This is a genomic window from Frigoribacterium sp. CFBP9029 (assembly GCF_034045305.1).
In the GTDB taxonomy this organism is placed as follows: Bacteria; Actinomycetota; Actinomycetes; order Actinomycetales; family Microbacteriaceae; genus Frigoribacterium.
The window spans coordinates 200,297-215,346 of sequence record NZ_JAXCWB010000005.1; the positions used below are offsets into that span (position 1 = coordinate 200,297).

The window sequence follows — 15,050 nt, forward strand, 5'->3', positions numbered from 1 at the left end:
TGTCGACCCGCCCGGCCTTCACCGGTCGTGTGCCAGCGGCGGCGGCATAGCATGACGTATGTCCGCTCTCGCCGACCCCGTCAGCATCCGCAGCATCGGCACCGCCGTTCCCGACACCGTCATCCGTCAAGACCACATCCGCGACGTCTTCCGCTCGCAACCCGGGTTGAGCCGGCTGGCGACCCGGCTGGTGGGCTCCGTCTTCGACGCCGCCGCCATCGACACGCGGCACACGGTCATCGACGAGCTCGGTGTGGCCGTGCCCGACGCGACCGCGAGCGACGCGACCGCGCCCGACGTGACCGCGACCGCGCCCGACGTGACCGCGACCGCGACCGACGCGATCGACGCCGAAGGCACCGCGACCCCGCCCGTCTTCCTCGACCCCGAGACCGGCCTGATCCTCGACCCCGGCACCGGGGCCCGCAACGACGTCTACGTCGAGCGCAGCCCGGCCCTCTTCGAGGCGGCCGCGCGCGATGCGCTCGATCGCGCCGACGGGATCACCGCCGCCGACGTCACGCACGTCGTCACGGTCTCGTGCACCGGGTTCTTCGCCCCGGGGCCCGACTACCTGCTCGTCCGGGCGCTCGGGCTCGCGCCGTCGACCCGGCGGCTGCACATCGGCTTCATGGGCTGCTACGGGGCGTTCCCCGCGATCCGCTCGGCCCGCGACACGTGCCTGGCCGACCCCGACGCCGTCGTGCTGGTCGTCTGCGCCGAGCTGTGCACGCTGCACCTCCGCAGCTCGTCCGACCCCGACGCGATCGTCGCGTCGTCCGTCTTCGCCGACGGAGCCGCCGCCGTGATCGTCACGGCCCGACCCGCACCGGCCGGCAGCCGGGTGCTCGACGTCGAGGCCCTCGAGACGGTGCTGACGCCGGTCGGCGAGGGCGACATGGCCTGGAGCATCGGCGACAGCGGCTTCGACATGGTGCTGAGCAGCTACGTCCCGCACATCGTCGAGGAGCACGTCGACGAGGCCCTCGCGGCACTCTGGGTCGACGGCCTGAGCGCCGCCGACGTCGATCTCTGGGCCGTGCATCCCGGCGGCCGCAGCATCGTCGACCGGGTGCAGAGCCGACTCGGCCTCGACGACGCCCAGATCGCGGCGTCGCGCCGGGTGCTGCGCGACTCGGGCAACATGTCGAGCGCGACGGTGCTCTTCGTGCTGCGCGAAGCCCTCGAGAGCGGAGGAGGCGCGTGGTCGTCCACCGCGCCTCCTCGGCCCCAGAGGATCGTCGCGATGGCGTTCGGACCCGGGCTGACGGTCGAGACGGGTTCGTTCCGCAGCCGGGTCGCGTCGTGAGCCGAGCGGCGGAGGCGGTCCGGGGCGACCGGCGCGTCGACCTGAGCCGCCGGGACGTCGGGCTCGTCGAGCTGATGGACGACCCCGCGTGCGACCTCGACCGCCTCGAGCGCACGTACGCGGCGTTCCCGCTCGTCAACGGCGTCGTCGCGGGGTGGGGGCGGGTCTACCGCGAGCTGCTGCGTCCCCTGCTGTCGGCTGAGCGGACGCTGCGGGTGCTCGATGTCGGCTCGGGCGGCGGAGACGTCGCACGGTGGCTGGTCCGACGCGCCCGACGCGACGGTCTGCGGCTGCAGGTCGTGGCGGTCGACCCCGACGAGCGGGCCCACGCATGGGCGTCCCGTCGACCCGAGCCCGGCGTCGAGTACCGCTGCGTGTCGAGCGGCGAGCTCGTGGCTGCGGGCGAGACGTTCGACGTGGTGATCTCCAATCACGTGCTGCATCACCTCGACGACGAGGCTCGCGAGTCCGTGCTCGCCGACAGCGAGCGCCTGGCCGACCGGCTCGTGGTGCACAGCGACATCCGGCGGGCCCGCCTCGCGTACCTGGGCTACTGGCTCGGCAGCCTGGTGCTCGACCGCCGGTCGTTCGTCCGGGTCGACGGCCTGCGATCGATCCGGCGGAGCTTCCGGGTCGACGAGCTGCGCGCCGTGGCCCCTCCCGGGTGGCGGGTCGTCGGGCGCGAGCCGTTCCGCCTGTGGCTCCTGCACGAGACGCCCGCCCCGGGCCGAGGAGGCGCGGTGTCGGAGTCGACGGCGGCCGGGGCCCCGCAGGCGGGTCGCCTCCCGGGAGGAGGCCGCGCATGATGCGGATGCACGACGTCGTCGTGGTGGGCGGCGGCTCGGTGGGGGTCTTCGCCGCGCTGCTGCTGGCACGGCAGGGGGTCGACGTGGCGGTCTGGGAGCGCCGCGCCGCGCCTCCTGAGCTGTCTCGGGCGATCGGGATCCATCCGCCGTCGCTCCGGGCGTTCGAGGCCGTCGATCTGGCGGACGAGATCGTCGCCGGCGCGGTCCGCATCACCGATGCCGAGGCGCGGGGTTCGGGCCGCACCCTCGGCCGGCTGGGTTTCGGGAAGGCCGACAGCCGGTACCCGTTCGTCGCGGCGCGACCGCAGTCCGAGACCGAGCGGCTGCTGAGGGCCCGGCTCGAATCTGCGGCGCCGGGGTCGCTCCGGCGCGGCGTCGAGCTGCGATCGCTCGAGCAGAGCTCCGAGCACGTCGTGCTGCACGGGGTCGGCCCCGACGGTCCGGTCGAGATCGCGGCTCGATTCGTGCTGGCGGCCGACGGCGCCCGCAGCACCGTCCGGCGCCTCCTGGGCATCTCCGCCCCCGTCGTCGAGCGCGGCGACCACTACGCGATGGCGGACGTCCGAGACGACACGGGCGACGGCGACCGGGCCGTCGTCTCGGTCGAGCGCGCCGGGGTCGTCGAGTCGTTCCCGCTGCCGGGAGGCGTGCGCCGGTTCGTCGTCGCCACGGACGCTCCGGCCGAGAACGTGACGGCCGAGACCGTCGTGCGACTCGTGACGGAGCGGACCGGCCTCCCGCTCGACGCGGCGACCAGCACGATGACCAGCGCGTTCTCGGTGCGGACCCGGCTGGCGACCTCGACCGTGGCCGGGCGCGTCGTCCTGCTCGGCGACGCGGCCCATCAGATCAGCCCGATCGGCGGTCAGGGGATGAACCTCGGCTGGCTCGACGCGCAGGCGGTCGTCCCGGTGGTCCGACAGGCCCTCCGTCGGGCCGGTGGGCGTCGCCTCGACCCTCAGGCGTTCGCCCGATACGAGGAGGCGCGGGGTCGGTCGGCCCGGCGTGCAGCCCGTCAGGCGCAGCTGAACACCGTGCTCGGCCGCCCGTGCGGACCGGTCGCCTCGGCGGTCCGTCAGAACGGGCTCCGTGTCGCTCTCGCCCGGCCGACCGCACGGCTGCTGGCCGCCACCTACTCGATGCGGTTCGCCTGACCCGGGCTCATCCGTCGACTTCGGTCGGCCGCGACACCGTGGCGCCCGTGTCAGCCGGCGGTGAGCGCCGCGCCGCTCGTGGCGAGCTGCGCGACGAGCACGAGCGCCGCGAGCATGATCAGTCGGAACAGCAGTCGCGACGAGCGCCCTCGCACGACCGCGATCGCACCGACGACGGCGAGGGCGACGACGACCGCGGCCCCGGCCACCGCGAACATCGCGGACGGCCGCTCGGTCGTGCCGCCGGTCGTGAGTTGCCCGACGAGCGCGAGACCCGCCGCCGTGCCGAGCGCGCCGAACGCCACGAGCCCCGCGCGGAGCCGACCCAGTCGGTGCGGCAGCCCCACGACGCCGGTACGGGCGTCGTCGCCGAGATCGGGCAGGACGTTCGTGAAGTGGATGGCGACGCCGAACACGGCACCGACGCCGAGGGCCCAGACGGCGGGCGGCGTCGGCGGCGCCGCGGCGAGCGTGACGACCGCGGGCAGCACGCCGAAGCTGACGACGAAGGGGACGACCGACGCCACGGTGGACTTGAGCCCGGCGTTGTAGGCGAGACCCGAGGCGACCAGGACGGCGTGGGCCACGCCCGTGCCGACGCCGAGGATGAAGGGCAGGACGAACGCGACGACGGCGCACACCACGGCGACGGTCATGACCGCACGCGCGGAGACCAGCCCCTGGGCGATCGGCTTGTCGAGTCGCCCGACAGCACGATCGCGCTCGGCGTCGAGGAGGTCGTTCGACAGCCCGATCGTCAGCTGGCCGGCCAGCACCGCGAGGGCGACGACGGCGAGTCTGATGGGCGGGAGACCGACGGCGATGCCGAGCACGACGGTCAGCACGGTGACCATCAGGGTCGGCCCGGGGTGCGACGAGCGCCAGACGGCGCCGAGGAGCGTCACCTGCCGGCTCCCGTCGCTGTGGGAAGTAAGCGGACGAGACGGAAAAGCGTGCCCGGACCGTGGAAGGCCCGGGCACGTGATCCGGTGCCCACCGGCCGCGGGAGCGAGCGGATCAGAACCAGCTCCAGACCGAGAGAGGACACCTGCGCCGAGTTACCATCCCAGACGTGGGTCGAGCATACGTCGACCCGGTCGCCGTGAACAGACCCGGACCGCGCCGACTCAGGCGCCGCGCCCCGTCTTCTGCTGCAGACGGTCGATGTGCTCGCTCGCCTCGGCCTTAGTCATGTCGGCGGGCAGCTCTTCTCCGGCCTCGCGGGCGAGGGTGTCGAGGTAGCTCTTCTGCGGGCCGGTGATCGGCTCGTCGCCCGTGACCCACTGCTCGGGGTCTTTCGAGGCGGTGTTCGAGGCGTCGGGGCGCTCGCCGCCCAGGGTCTCGCCGGCGGGGGCGCCGCCGCTCGGGGCCTGACCGCCGAGGGTCTCGCCGCCGGGGGTCGTCGTGGTGCTGTCGGCCGTGGTCTCGTCGCCCTCGGGCGCAGCGGGATCGACGGGGGTGATGTCGGGATCGATGTTGGAGTCGCTCATGACGCGACCGTACGCCGTGCCACCGACACCGGCCCGCTCGCGTACCCCGCTCGCTAGACTCGTCGGCGTGTCTGTGAATCCCGAGTTGTCAGGGCGGGTCTTCCCGCCGGCGCCGCCGTACCTGGTGGGCCGAGAGAAAGTGCGCGAATTCGCCCGGGCCACCGGCTCGACGAGTCCGCTGTCGCTCGACGTCGAGGCCGCCCGCGCCGCCGGTCACGCCGACGTCGTGGCACCGCCCACCTTCGCCGTCGTCGTCCAAGAGGCCACGCTGGCCCAGCTGCTCGCCGAGCCCGACGCGGGCATCGACTTCTCGCGGGTGGTGCACGGCGAGCAGAGCTTCTCGCTCTCCCGGCCGATCGTCGCCGGCGACGAGCTGACGGCGACCCTCACGGTCACCGGCGTGAAGACGCTGGGTGGCAACTCGATGGTCACCGCGTCGTCCGACATGGTCGACGCCGACGGCGCTCACGTCGTCACCGCCGTGTCGACGCTCGTCGTCCGCCCCGAAGACGACGGGTCCGACTCGTGAGCGGGCTCGCGGTCGGCCAGGTCGTCGCCGACAAGAGGTACCTCCTCACCCGCGACACCCTGGTGCGGTACGCCGGGGCGTCGGGTGACTTCAACCCGATCCACTACCGCGACGACGTCGCCGCGTCGGTCGGGCTGCCGGGCGTGCTCGCCCACGGCATGCTCACCATGGGCACCGCCGTCCAACCCGTCGTCGAGTGGCTCGAGGGCTCGGGCGACGACGCCGGGGTGCTCGGCTGGGTCAGCGGGTACCAGGTGCGCTTCACGCGCCCCGTCGTCGTCGACCCGGTCGTCGGCGCCGAGATCGCAGTCACCGCGACCATCGCCCGCCTCGACGAGGCGGAGGGCACCGCGCGCGTCGACCTCACCGTGACCTACGCCGACAAGACCGTCCTGGGCAAGGCCCAGGTCGTGGTGACGCTGGCGTGACGACCCTCGCCGAGCTCACCACGATGCAGGTGGGCGGCACCCCCGCTCGCCTGGTCGAGGCCACCACCACCGACGAGCTCCTCGCCGCCGTGCGAGACGCGTCGGCCGACGGCGAGCCGTGGTTCGTGCTCGGCGGCGGGTCGAACACCGTCGCCTCCGACCAGCCGTTCGACGGCACGGTCGTCCGTGTCGCGACGCGGGGCGTCGACCGGGTGGCCTCCGACGACGGCCTCGTGCACCTCCGCGTGGCCGCCGGCGAACCGTGGGACGATCTCGTCGCCGCCACCGTCGACCAGGGGCTGTCGGGTCTCGAGGCCCTGAGCGGCATCCCCGGCTCGACCGGGGCGTCGCCGATCCAGAACATCGGCGCCTACGGCCAGGAGGTCGCATCGACCCTGGTCGCCGTCGACTTCCTCGACGACGGATCCGGCGAGTTCGTGCGCATCCCGGCCGCCAATCTCGAGCTCGGCTACCGCACGAGCGTCTTCAAGAAGGGGCGACGCGGTGTCGTCACCGCCGTCGAGTTCGCCCTCGTCGACGAGGGCGGCGTCAGCGAGCAGGTCGCCTACCCGCAGCTCGCCAAGGCCCTCGGGGTCGAGCTCGGCGCCCGGGTGTCCGTCGCCGACGTACGGGCCAGCGTCCTGGCGCTGCGTGCCGCCAAGGGCATGGTGCTCGACGCGACCGATCGCGACACCGCCTCGAGCGGCTCCTTCTTCACGAACCCGATCGTCTCGCGGGCCGTCGCGGCCGAGCTGCCTGCCGACGCTCCGCGATGGCGACTCGAACCCGACGCCGAGCCCCGCGTCGTGCCCCTCGGTGAAGAGCCGGCCGCGCCGCCGCCGGCACGCACGGGGGCGGTCAAGCTCAGCGCCGCCTGGCTGATCGAGAACGCCGGCATCGGTCGCGGCTTCCGCCTCCCGGGCTCCGGAGCCGCCATCTCGTCGAAGCACACGCTGGCGATCACGAACCGGGGCGCGGCGACGGGCGACGAGGTCGTCGAGCTCGCACGGTTCGTCCAGCAGCGGGTGACGGCCGAGTTCGGAGTCGTGCTGCACCCCGAGCCCGTGCTCCTCGGCCTCGCGATCTAGCCCCGCCGGTCGCTCGGCAGGTAGCCCCGCTCGATGGCCAGGGTCACGGCGCGGGTGCGATCGCCGACGCCGAGCTTGCCGAAGACGTGCACCAGGTGCGTCTTGACGGTGGGCTCGCCGATGAACAGCCGTCGGGCGATCTCGGGGTTCGAGCAGCCCGCCGCGACCAGGGTCAGCACCTCGGTCTCGCGGGGGCTGAGCGGGTTGTCGTCCCCGTCGCCCGACGTGGGCCCTCGGCGGGCCGACCCCACGAGACGCGCGGCCAGCGCCGGCGCCAAGGCGACCTGACCGGCGACGACGGCACGCAGCCCGGCGAGCAGCTCGTCCTCCGGAGACGCCTTCAGCAGATAGCCGCTCGCACCCGCCTCGATCGCCGAGAGCAGGTGGTCGTCGGTCTCGTAGGTGGTCAGCACGACCACGCGCGTGGTCGGTCTCGCCGCCAGCACGGCCTCCGTCGCGGCGACGCCGTCGAGGCCCGGCATGCGGAGGTCCATGACGACCAGATCGGGCTGCAGAGCGGCGGCGAGGGCCACGGCCTCGAGCCCGTCGCTCGCCTGTCCGACGACGTCGAAGTCGTCGGTCGCCCCCAGCAGGGCCGCGACGCCCTGGCGGACGATCGGATGGTCGTCGGCGACCAGCGTCCGGAACACCGTCACGACGGGACCTCCCCGGCGAAGGCGGGCCGAGCGTCGACCGCCGGGGGCGACGCCGGGGCGGCCGCGGCCCCCTCGAGCGGCAGCCCGCACGTGATGGTCGTGCCCGAGGGGCTGCTGGCGATCGAGAACGATCCGCCGGCGAGTGCGATGCGCTCGCGCAGACCGGGCAGCCCGAAGCCGGTGGAGGGCGACTCGGGGTCGAAGCCGCGCCCGTCGTCGGCGACGCTCAGCTCCGCCGTGCCGCGCCGGGCGGAGAGCACGACCCGAGCCGTGGGCGACGCACTGTGCTTGCGGATGTTGGCCAGCGCCTCCTGCACGACCCTGATCAGCACGACCTGCAGGTCGCGCGGCAGGTCGACCGCCTCGACCCGCACCGAGACGTCGACGCCGCTCTCGCGTCGGAACCTCTCGGCGACGCGTTCGACGGCTGCGGCGACGTCGTGACCGGTCAGCCCCGAGGAGGCGGTGGCCGCGACGAGCGTGCGCGCCTCGGTGAGCGCCTCCCGCGCCGCCGACTCGATCGTGGTCAGCCGGTCGAGCGCCCCGTCGACATCGCCCTCGGCGAGCGTGCGGCGCGTGCGCTGAGTCAGCATGACGACGCCGGTGAGACTCTGCGCGATGGTGTCGTGGATCTCGCGGGCGAGCCGCTCGCGCTCCGTGCTGCCGCCGATGTCGCGGTTGCGCGCCGCCAGCTCGGCCTGGGCCTCGCGCAGCTCGTCGAGCAGGCGGCCGCGCTCGATCCCGACCCGGGCGATGGTGGTGATCCAGAGGCCGAGCGCGATGCTGAAGACGAGCGAGAGGGCCTCGCTGGTCACCACGGTCGCCAGCGTCTCGGGCGACCAGCCGAGACTGATCACGAAGCCGGTCGAGATCGCCAGGCAGAGTGCGACGTTCGCCGTGATCGCCGAACGGATCGTCGGCATGAGGGTCCACAGGGTCGGCATGAGGAACGCCTGCACGGCGGCGAACCCGGGCGTGGTGGCGACGGCCGCCCCGCCGACCGCGACGACGGCCGAGGCCGCGACGACCGCCGATCGCGACAGCAGCCCGTCGTCGCGGCGGATCACCGGGCGGACGACGGCGACCCAGACGACCACGAGCCCCGCCACGACCGCGAGGGACGCCCCCGTCGGCCGGTCCGACGACGAGCCGAGCACGGCCAGGACGACCACGGTGAGACCCAGGCCCGCGTCCCACCACCGCATCGAGATCGCGGTGCCCGCCGGGGCGGCCTGCTCGGCGTCGCTGCGGCCTCTGTCCATGCCCGTCACGCTAGCGCCCGCCACACCGGCCCGGTCACCCCGGCACCCGTCACGTGTCCTTCCTGATCCAGCGGAAGGTCAGCACCGAGGCCGCGGCGCCGGCCACGAGCCAGACGGCCAGCCAGAGCGCGACCCCCGGGAGGTCCCACGAGCCGCCGGCCTCGGCCGCCGCGAACGTGTCGGGCAGGAACACGCTGCGCATGCCCTGGGCCAGCCATTTCAGCGGGAACACCGACGCCACGCTCTGCAGCCACTCGGGCAGCTGGGTGAAGGGCAGGTACACGCCCGAGATGAACTGCAGCACGAGGGTGATCGGCACGATCACCGCCGTGGCGCTCTTGCCGCTGCGGGGCACCCGCGACAGAGCGATGCCGACGAGCGCCGACGTGGCGATGCCCAGCAGGTACACCCAGGCGAAGGTCGCCCACGACGAGGCGTCGGCGGGCAGCGGTACGCCGAACAGCAGGCGGGCGACGAGCACGAGCAGGGCGACCTGCAGCAGGCTCGTGACGAGCACCTGGCCCAGCTTGCCGACGAAGTACGAGGCGACCGGCAGAGGCGTGCCCGCCAGGCGCTTGAGGGTGCCGTCGCCGCGTTCGAGGGCGATGTCGACCGCGAGATTCTGCACGCCCGACAGCAGGATGCCCGCCGCGATCATGCCGGGCAGGTAGAACGCCGCGGCGCCGACCTCGCTGCCGTCGGCCCGGGTGCCGAACGACCCCGACGCGCTGAAGGCGGTCGAGAAGATCGCCAGCATCACGATCGGGAACAGGAACGTGAAGAACACGGTGTCGCCGGCTCGGAAGTAGGCGCGCACCTCGTAGCGCGTGCGGCTGGTGCCGAGCGCGAGGGTCCTCACGACGTCACCCCCGCCGAGGAGGCGCGGTGTCCGTCGGTCGCGCCCCGCGCCTCCTCTACGCCCCCGGCCTCCTGCTCCGCTCGCGCCACCAGGTCGAGATAGACGTCCTCCAACGACGGCCGGATCACCTCGAGCGACCGGGGCTCGCCGCCGTCGGCGTGCAGGCGGGCGACCAGAGCGCCCGGCTCGGTGGTGCGGACCTCGTGCCGTCCGTCGTCGTCGAGCCAGCTCACCCGGGGCGTGCGCGCCTCCTCGTCGCCGAGCTCGTCCGGTCGCCCGAGGGCGACCAGCCGGCCGCCGGTCACCACGGCGACCCGGTCGCTCAGCTGGGCCGCCTCGTCGAGGTAGTGGGTCGTCAGGACGATGCTCGTGCCGTCGGAGGACAGCGAGCGGATGAGCTGCCAGAACTGACGCCGGGCCTCGGGGTCGAAACCGGTGGTCGGCTCGTCGAGGAACAGCAGCTCGGGTCGGCCGACGACCCCGAGGGCGACGTCGACGCGTCGACGCTGCCCGCCCGACAGCGAGCGGATGCGGGCGTCGGCCTTGTGCTCCAACCCGACTGCGACGAGCACCTCGTCGACGTCGCGGGGCCGGGGGTAGAAGCCCGCGAAGTGCGCGATCTGCTCGCGGACGGTCGCGGTGCCCTGGTCGCCCGAGCTCTGGAGCACGATGCCGAGCCGGGCCTTCCAGTCGAGCCCCCCGTGGCGCGGATCGACGCCGAGCACCGAGACGTCGCCGCCGGTGCGGTCCCGGTAGCCCTCGAGGATCTCGATGGTGGTCGACTTGCCGGCGCCGTTCGGGCCGAGCAGCCCGAGGGTCTCGCCCGGTTCGACGTCGAACGAGACGCCCTGCAGGGCCCTGGTCGCGCCGTAGCTCTTCGTGAGGTCGCGCACACGCACGACGGGTTCTGGGGTCATGTCACCAGAGTGCGCCGTCGACGACCGGCGCACCAGGGCGGATCGGACGACCAGGGGTCGTCCGATCGGACGACCCCTGGTCGGTCGGCGCCGTGCTAGGCGAAGAGGCGCTGCAGGCGTCGGACGCCTTCGAGCAGCTCGTCGTCGCCGAGCGCGTACGACAGCCGCAGGTAGCCGCTCGGCCCGAACGCCTCGCCGGGCACCACGGCGACGTCGGCCTGCTCGAGGATGAGGTCCGCGAGCTCGAGCGAGGTGGTGGGCGTGACGCCGTTCCAGTCGCGGCCGAGCAGACCGGTGACGTCGGGGTAGACGTAGAAGGCGCCCTCGGGGGTCGGGGTGACGACGCCCTCGATGGCGTTCAGCTCGCGCACGATCGTCGCGCGACGGGCGTCGAAGGAGGCGCGCATCGCCTCGACCGCGCTCTGCGAGCCGGTCAGTGCGGCGATCGCGGCGCGCTGAGACACGTTCGACACGTTCGAGGTCAGGTGCGACTGCAGATTCGCGGCACCGGCGATCACGTCGGTCGGGCCGATCATCCAGCCGACCCGCCAGCCGGTCATGGCGTAGGTCTTCGCGACGCCGTTGACGAGGATCGTCTGGTCGGCCAGCTCGGGGACGGCCTGCGTGATCGAGGTCGCGACGACCCCGTCGTAGGTGAGGTTCTGGTAGATCTCGTCGGTGACGACCCAGACGCCGTGCTCGAGGGCCCAGCGGCCGACGGCCTCGACCTCGGCGGGGGAGTAGACGGCCCCCGTGGGGTTCGACGGCGAGCAGAACAGCAGCACCTTGGTCTGCTCGGTGCGGGCGGCCTCGAGCTGGTCGACGGTCACCTTGTAACCCTGGTCGGCCCCCGCGAAGACCTCGACCGGCACCCCGCCGGCGAGGGCGATGGCCTCGGGGTAGGTCGTCCAGTACGGGGCGGGCAGCAGGACCTCGTCGCCTTCGTCGAGAAGCGCCTGGAACGCCTGGTAGACGGCCTGCTTGCCGCCGTTGGTGACGATCACCTGCGAGGTCGTGACCGTCGTGCCGCTGTCGCGGAGCGTCTTGGCGACGATGGCCTCGCGCAGCTCGGGCAGACCGGCGGCCGCCGAGTACCGGTGGTTGCGGGGGTCGCGAACCGCCGCCGCCGCCGCCTCGACGATGTGGTCGGGGGTGGCGAAGTCGGGCTCGCCCGGGCCGTAGCTGATGATCGGACGCCCTGCGGCGACGAGGGACTTCGCCTTGGCGTCGACCTTCAGGGTCGCGGACTCGGCGATGGAGGCGATGCGGGACGAGAGGCGGCGCGCTGGCGTGGTCACGCCCGCCAGCCTAGCCCGCGGCCTCGGCTTTACACCGGCCCGGGCGGTCGCCTACACTTGTCGAGGCGGTCGATGATCGCCAAGCTTTTGCGCGCCTCACGGCGTCGCTCATCGCCGTTGTTCAGGTGGTGGGGGCTTGGCATCGACACCGAAGGGCGGTGGCTCAATTGGTAGAGCAGCGGTCTCCAAAACCGCAGGTTGCAGGTTCGAGTCCTGTCCGCCCTGCAGCCCGGTCGGGCCGTCGCGACTGATCCAGCAGGTTTCAGCGCGACGGTCCGAATCACGGACACAGGCCTGCGGGCCGAGCTCGGAAGGTACCCACAGTGGCGAGAAAAGACGTTGACGTTCCCAGCGAGGACGTCGTCGACAAGGCGAAGAAAGACACCGCGGCACGTCGCGGTCCCTTCGCCCGGATCGCCCTGTTCATCCGGCAGGTGATCAACGAGCTCAAGAAGGTCGTCACCCCGACCCGCAAAGAGCTGTTCAGCTACACGGGCGTCGTGCTCGTCTTCGTCGTCATCATGATGGCGCTGGTCAGCGGTCTCGACACGGTGTTCGGCATCGTCGTCGGCTACGTCTTCGGCAACGGCCCCACCGGCAGCTGAGTCCGGCGTCGCTCCTGACGCCACACGCGATCCGGCCCCGCCCGACGGCCAGCCGATCCGAACCCCACGAACGGAAGTAGAACCCTTTGCCTGACAACGAGCGCGACGACATCGATCTCGCCACCGCTGCGGAGCAGTCCTCCGAGGTCGAAGAGGCCCAAGAGGGCGGCACGCTGGCCGCCGACGAGGACTCCGTCGAGCCCGCCGAGAGCGAGGCCATCACGGTCGTCGACGACGGCGAGGCCGGCACCGACAGCACCGACGACCTCGATGGTCTGCTCGACACGCTGGCCGAGGCCCGCGACCCCGAGGCCGACGCCATCGTCGACGACGCTCTCGACATCGACGACGCCGCCGAGGCGGAGGCCGCCGTCGAGGCGACCGACGATGAGGCCGAGACCGAGGCCGAAGACGCCGCGGTCGAGTCCGACACCGTGGTCACCGCCGACGCCGACGTCGAGATCGACTCCTCGTCCGACGACGTGGTCGTCGCCGAGGCCGAGCAGTCCGTCCAGGACGCCGACGCGCAGGCCGCGTTCGGCGACGAGGTGCTCGACGGCGACGACGTCGCCACCGACGACGAGGCCGAGCCCGTCGAGGTCGACCCCTATGAGGAGTTCCGCTCCGAGCTGCGCGGCAAGCCCGGCAAGTGGTACGTCATCCACAGCTACGCCGGCTTCGAGCGCCGCGTGAAGCAGAACATCGAGAACCGCATGGTCTCCATGACCATGGAGGACTACATCTACCAGGTCGAGGTCCCCATGGAGGACGTCGTCGAGATCAAGAACGGGCAGCGCAAGCTGGTCACCCGTGTGCGGATCCCCGGCTACGTGCTGGTGCGCATCGATCTCAACGAAGACAGCTGGTCGGTCGTCCGCCACACCCCCGGTGTCACCGGCTTCGTGGGCAACGCCCACAACCCGACGCCGCTGCGTTTCGAGGAGGCCTTCAACATGCTGAAGAGCCTCGTGCAGATCGACACGACCCCGGCACCCGTCAAGGGCGGCGCCAAGGGCGGCAAGCAGGCCCAGCGCGTCATCCCCGCCGAGGTCGATTTCGAGATCGGCGAGACGATCACGATCAAAGAGGGGTCGTTCGCCGGTCTTCCCGGTACGATCAACGAGATCAAACCCGAGAGCGGCAAGCTCACGGTGCTCGTCTCGCTCTTCGAGCGTGAGACACCGGTCGAGCTGAGCTTCGACCAGGTCACCAAGCTCTAACACCTCCGTGACGTGGTGCGCCTCCGGGCGGACCACCCCACGCCGACAGATCACCGGAGTCCGCCATCGGGCCACCGGGAGAGCGGACTGCGACCGCAGCCGGCTCGACACCCACAAGAAGGAAAAGAAGAATGGCACCGAAAAAGAAGGTCACGGGTCTGATCAAGCTTCAGATCAACGCCGGCGCCGCGAACCCCGCCCCGCCCATCGGCCCGGCCCTGGGTCAGCACGGCGTGAACATCATGGAGTTCTGCAAGGCGTACAACGCCGCGACCGAGTCGCAGCGCGGCAACGTCGTCCCGGTCGAGATCACCGTGTACGAAGACCGTTCGTTCACGTTCATCCTGAAGACCCCGCCCGCGGCGGAGCTCATCAAGAAGGCGGCCGGCGTCGCCAAGGGATCCGGCACCCCGCACACCGACAAGGTCGGCAAGCTGACCATGGACCAGGTCCGCGAGATCGCCACCACCAAGCAGGCCGACCTGAACGCCAACGACATCGACGCCGCGGCGAAGATCATCGCCGGCACCGCCCGTTCCATGGGCATCACGGTGGACGCGTAAGCACTCGCCCCCGGGCACCCCACCACCCCAGACATCCGTGGGAGAGCCGGCCAGGCTCGTAACCACACTCTCGAAATCAGGAGATTTCCGCATGGCTCAGAAGTCCAAGGCGTACCGCGCCGCTGCCGAGAAGATCGAGGCAGGCAAGTTCTACAGCACCAGCGAGGCCGTCGCCGTCGCTCGCGAGACCGGTTCGAAGAAGTTCGACTCGACCGTCGAGGTCGCGCTCAAGCTCGGCGTCGACCCCCGCAAGGCGGACCAGATGGTCCGTGGCACGGTCATCCTGCCGCACGGCACGGGTAAGACCGCCCGCGTCATCGTCTTCGCGACCGGTGCGGCAGCCGAGGCGGCTCTCGCCGCCGGCGCCGACGAGGTCGGTGGCGACGAGCTCATCGAGAAGGTCGCCGGCGGTTACACGTCGTTCGACTCCGCGGTCTCGACCCCCGAGCTCATGGGCAAGGTCGGTCGTCTCGGTAAGGTCCTCGGCCCGCGCGGTCTGATGCCCAACCCGAAGACCGGCACCGTGACGCCGAACGTGGCCCAGGCCGTGAACGACATCAAGGGCGGAAAGATCGAGTTCCGTGTCGACAAGCACTCCAACGTGCACTTCGTCATCGGCAAGGCCGGCTTCTCGGAAGAGCAGCTGAACACCAACCTCGACGCCGCGCTCGACGAGGTCGTCCGCCTCAAGCCGTCGTCTTCGAAGGGCCGTTACATCACCAAGGGCACGCTGTCGACCACCTTCGGTCCCGGCATCCCCCTCGACATCAACGTCTTCTAGGCTTCAGCCTCGATCACACCGATCGTCACGACAGGCCGTCCCGCTCTCGAGCGGGGCGGCCTTCGTCGTCCCCTGGCACGATGGC

Annotated in this window: 17 protein-coding genes and 1 tRNA gene; 11 read left to right on the top strand and 7 right to left on the bottom strand. The window is 72.0% G+C overall.

The window, feature by feature from the left end:
- Window positions 1-58 precede the first annotated feature (58 nt).
- From SOM11_RS09085 to SOM11_RS09095, 3 genes are read left to right on the top strand one after another with little or no spacing between them, the layout of a single operon-like run.
- Window positions 59-1,309, top strand: coding sequence for a type III polyketide synthase (locus SOM11_RS09085; protein ID WP_320477833.1), 1,251 nt, complete (start codon window positions 59-61; stop codon window positions 1,307-1,309).
- The gene (locus SOM11_RS09090) at window positions 1,306-2,115 is read left to right on the top strand and encodes a class I SAM-dependent methyltransferase (RefSeq protein WP_320477834.1); all 810 of its coding nucleotides are present in this window, start codon (window positions 1,306-1,308) and stop codon (window positions 2,113-2,115) included. Before SOM11_RS09085 ends, SOM11_RS09090 begins: the two co-directional genes overlap by 4 nt.
- A complete protein-coding gene (locus tag SOM11_RS09095) occupies window positions 2,112-3,269 on the top strand; it encodes an NAD(P)/FAD-dependent oxidoreductase (RefSeq protein ID WP_320477835.1) in 1,158 nt (385 codons plus the stop codon). Before SOM11_RS09090 ends, SOM11_RS09095 begins: the two co-directional genes overlap by 4 nt.
- Before the next feature lie 50 nt (window positions 3,270-3,319).
- On the opposite strand, the gene SOM11_RS09100 is transcribed toward SOM11_RS09095, so the two are convergent.
- On the bottom strand, window positions 3,320-4,174 hold the full coding sequence (locus SOM11_RS09100; RefSeq protein ID WP_320477836.1) for a UbiA family prenyltransferase: 855 nt from the start codon (window positions 4,172-4,174) through the stop codon (window positions 3,320-3,322).
- Between the two features lie 222 nt (window positions 4,175-4,396).
- Complete coding sequence (locus SOM11_RS09105; protein WP_192059271.1) at window positions 4,397-4,606, bottom strand: DUF3072 domain-containing protein; 210 nt, start codon at window positions 4,604-4,606, stop codon at window positions 4,397-4,399.
- 220 nt (window positions 4,607-4,826) lie between these two features.
- Between SOM11_RS09105 and SOM11_RS09110 the strand changes: the two genes are divergently transcribed.
- The 3 genes from SOM11_RS09110 to SOM11_RS09120 are packed head-to-tail and all read left to right on the top strand — an operon-like array spanning window position 4,827 to window position 6,804.
- Window positions 4,827-5,288, top strand: coding sequence for an FAS1-like dehydratase domain-containing protein (locus SOM11_RS09110; RefSeq protein WP_192058784.1), 462 nt, complete (start codon window positions 4,827-4,829; stop codon window positions 5,286-5,288).
- Window positions 5,285-5,716 carry a MaoC/PaaZ C-terminal domain-containing protein gene (locus tag SOM11_RS09115; protein ID WP_320477837.1) on the top strand — a complete coding sequence of 144 codons (432 nt, stop codon included), beginning with the start codon at window positions 5,285-5,287 and terminating at the stop codon, window positions 5,714-5,716. Before SOM11_RS09110 ends, SOM11_RS09115 begins: the two co-directional genes overlap by 4 nt.
- Complete coding sequence (locus SOM11_RS09120) at window positions 5,713-6,804, top strand: UDP-N-acetylmuramate dehydrogenase (protein ID WP_320477838.1); 1,092 nt, start codon at window positions 5,713-5,715, stop codon at window positions 6,802-6,804. The genes SOM11_RS09115 and SOM11_RS09120 overlap by 4 nt, the downstream gene beginning before the upstream one ends.
- Here the strand turns inward: SOM11_RS09120 and SOM11_RS09125 are convergent.
- From SOM11_RS09125 to SOM11_RS09145, 5 genes are all read right to left on the bottom strand, one after another.
- Window positions 6,801-7,454, bottom strand: a complete 654-nt coding sequence (locus SOM11_RS09125) for a response regulator (protein WP_243214601.1) — start codon at window positions 7,452-7,454, stop codon at window positions 6,801-6,803. The two genes, SOM11_RS09120 and SOM11_RS09125, sit on opposite strands and share 4 nt — an antisense overlap.
- Window positions 7,455-7,456: 2 nt before the next feature.
- Window positions 7,457-8,722: a sensor histidine kinase gene (locus SOM11_RS09130; RefSeq protein ID WP_243214579.1), complete on the bottom strand. Its 1,266-nt coding sequence runs from the start codon at window positions 8,720-8,722 to the stop codon at window positions 7,457-7,459.
- Window positions 8,723-8,771: 49 nt separating this feature from the next.
- Entirely contained in the window at window positions 8,772-9,581 is an 810-nt protein-coding gene (locus SOM11_RS09135; RefSeq protein ID WP_320477839.1) for an ABC transporter permease, read from the bottom strand.
- Complete coding sequence (locus SOM11_RS09140) at window positions 9,578-10,498, bottom strand: ABC transporter ATP-binding protein (protein WP_320477840.1); 921 nt, start codon at window positions 10,496-10,498, stop codon at window positions 9,578-9,580. The genes SOM11_RS09135 and SOM11_RS09140 overlap by 4 nt, the downstream gene beginning before the upstream one ends.
- A 95-nt stretch (window positions 10,499-10,593) precedes the next feature.
- Window positions 10,594-11,796, bottom strand: coding sequence for a pyridoxal phosphate-dependent aminotransferase (locus tag SOM11_RS09145; protein ID WP_320477841.1), 1,203 nt, complete (start codon window positions 11,794-11,796; stop codon window positions 10,594-10,596).
- A 152-nt stretch (window positions 11,797-11,948) separates the two neighbouring features.
- Here SOM11_RS09145 and SOM11_RS09150 point away from each other — a divergent pair.
- The 5 genes from SOM11_RS09150 (at window position 11,949) to rplA (ending at window position 14,965) form a co-directional block, all read left to right on the top strand.
- Window positions 11,949-12,021 (top strand) — tRNA-Trp (locus SOM11_RS09150).
- A 98-nt stretch (window positions 12,022-12,119) separates the two neighbouring features.
- On the top strand, window positions 12,120-12,401 hold the full coding sequence (gene secE / locus SOM11_RS09155; RefSeq protein ID WP_055795792.1) for a preprotein translocase subunit SecE: 282 nt from the start codon (window positions 12,120-12,122) through the stop codon (window positions 12,399-12,401).
- An 86-nt stretch (window positions 12,402-12,487) separates the two neighbouring features.
- The gene (gene nusG, locus SOM11_RS09160) at window positions 12,488-13,621 is read left to right on the top strand and encodes a transcription termination/antitermination protein NusG (RefSeq protein ID WP_243214577.1); all 1,134 of its coding nucleotides are present in this window, start codon (window positions 12,488-12,490) and stop codon (window positions 13,619-13,621) included.
- Window positions 13,622-13,752: 131 nt separating this feature from the next.
- Complete coding sequence (rplK, locus tag SOM11_RS09165; RefSeq protein WP_055795796.1) at window positions 13,753-14,184, top strand: 50S ribosomal protein L11; 432 nt, start codon at window positions 13,753-13,755, stop codon at window positions 14,182-14,184.
- A gap of 91 nt (window positions 14,185-14,275) precedes the next feature.
- On the top strand, window positions 14,276-14,965 hold the full coding sequence (gene rplA / locus SOM11_RS09170; RefSeq protein WP_055795799.1) for a 50S ribosomal protein L1: 690 nt from the start codon (window positions 14,276-14,278) through the stop codon (window positions 14,963-14,965).
- The last annotated feature ends 85 nt before the right edge of the window (window positions 14,966-15,050 follow it).

Coding starts and splice junctions, on each gene's coding strand:
- SOM11_RS09085 (WP_320477833.1), top strand. CDS start 59: ATGTCCGCTCTCGCCGACCCCGTCAGCATCCGCAGCATCGGCACCGCC.
- SOM11_RS09095 (WP_320477835.1), top strand. CDS start 2,112: ATGATGCGGATGCACGACGTCGTCGTGGTGGGCGGCGGCTCGGTGGGG.
- SOM11_RS09130 (WP_243214579.1), bottom strand. CDS start 8,722: ATGGACAGAGGCCGCAGCGACGCCGAGCAGGCCGCCCCGGCGGGCACC.
- SOM11_RS09140 (WP_320477840.1), bottom strand. CDS start 10,498: ATGACCCCAGAACCCGTCGTGCGTGTGCGCGACCTCACGAAGAGCTAC.
- rplK (WP_055795796.1), top strand. CDS start 13,753: ATGGCACCGAAAAAGAAGGTCACGGGTCTGATCAAGCTTCAGATCAAC.
- rplA (WP_055795799.1), top strand. CDS start 14,276: ATGGCTCAGAAGTCCAAGGCGTACCGCGCCGCTGCCGAGAAGATCGAG.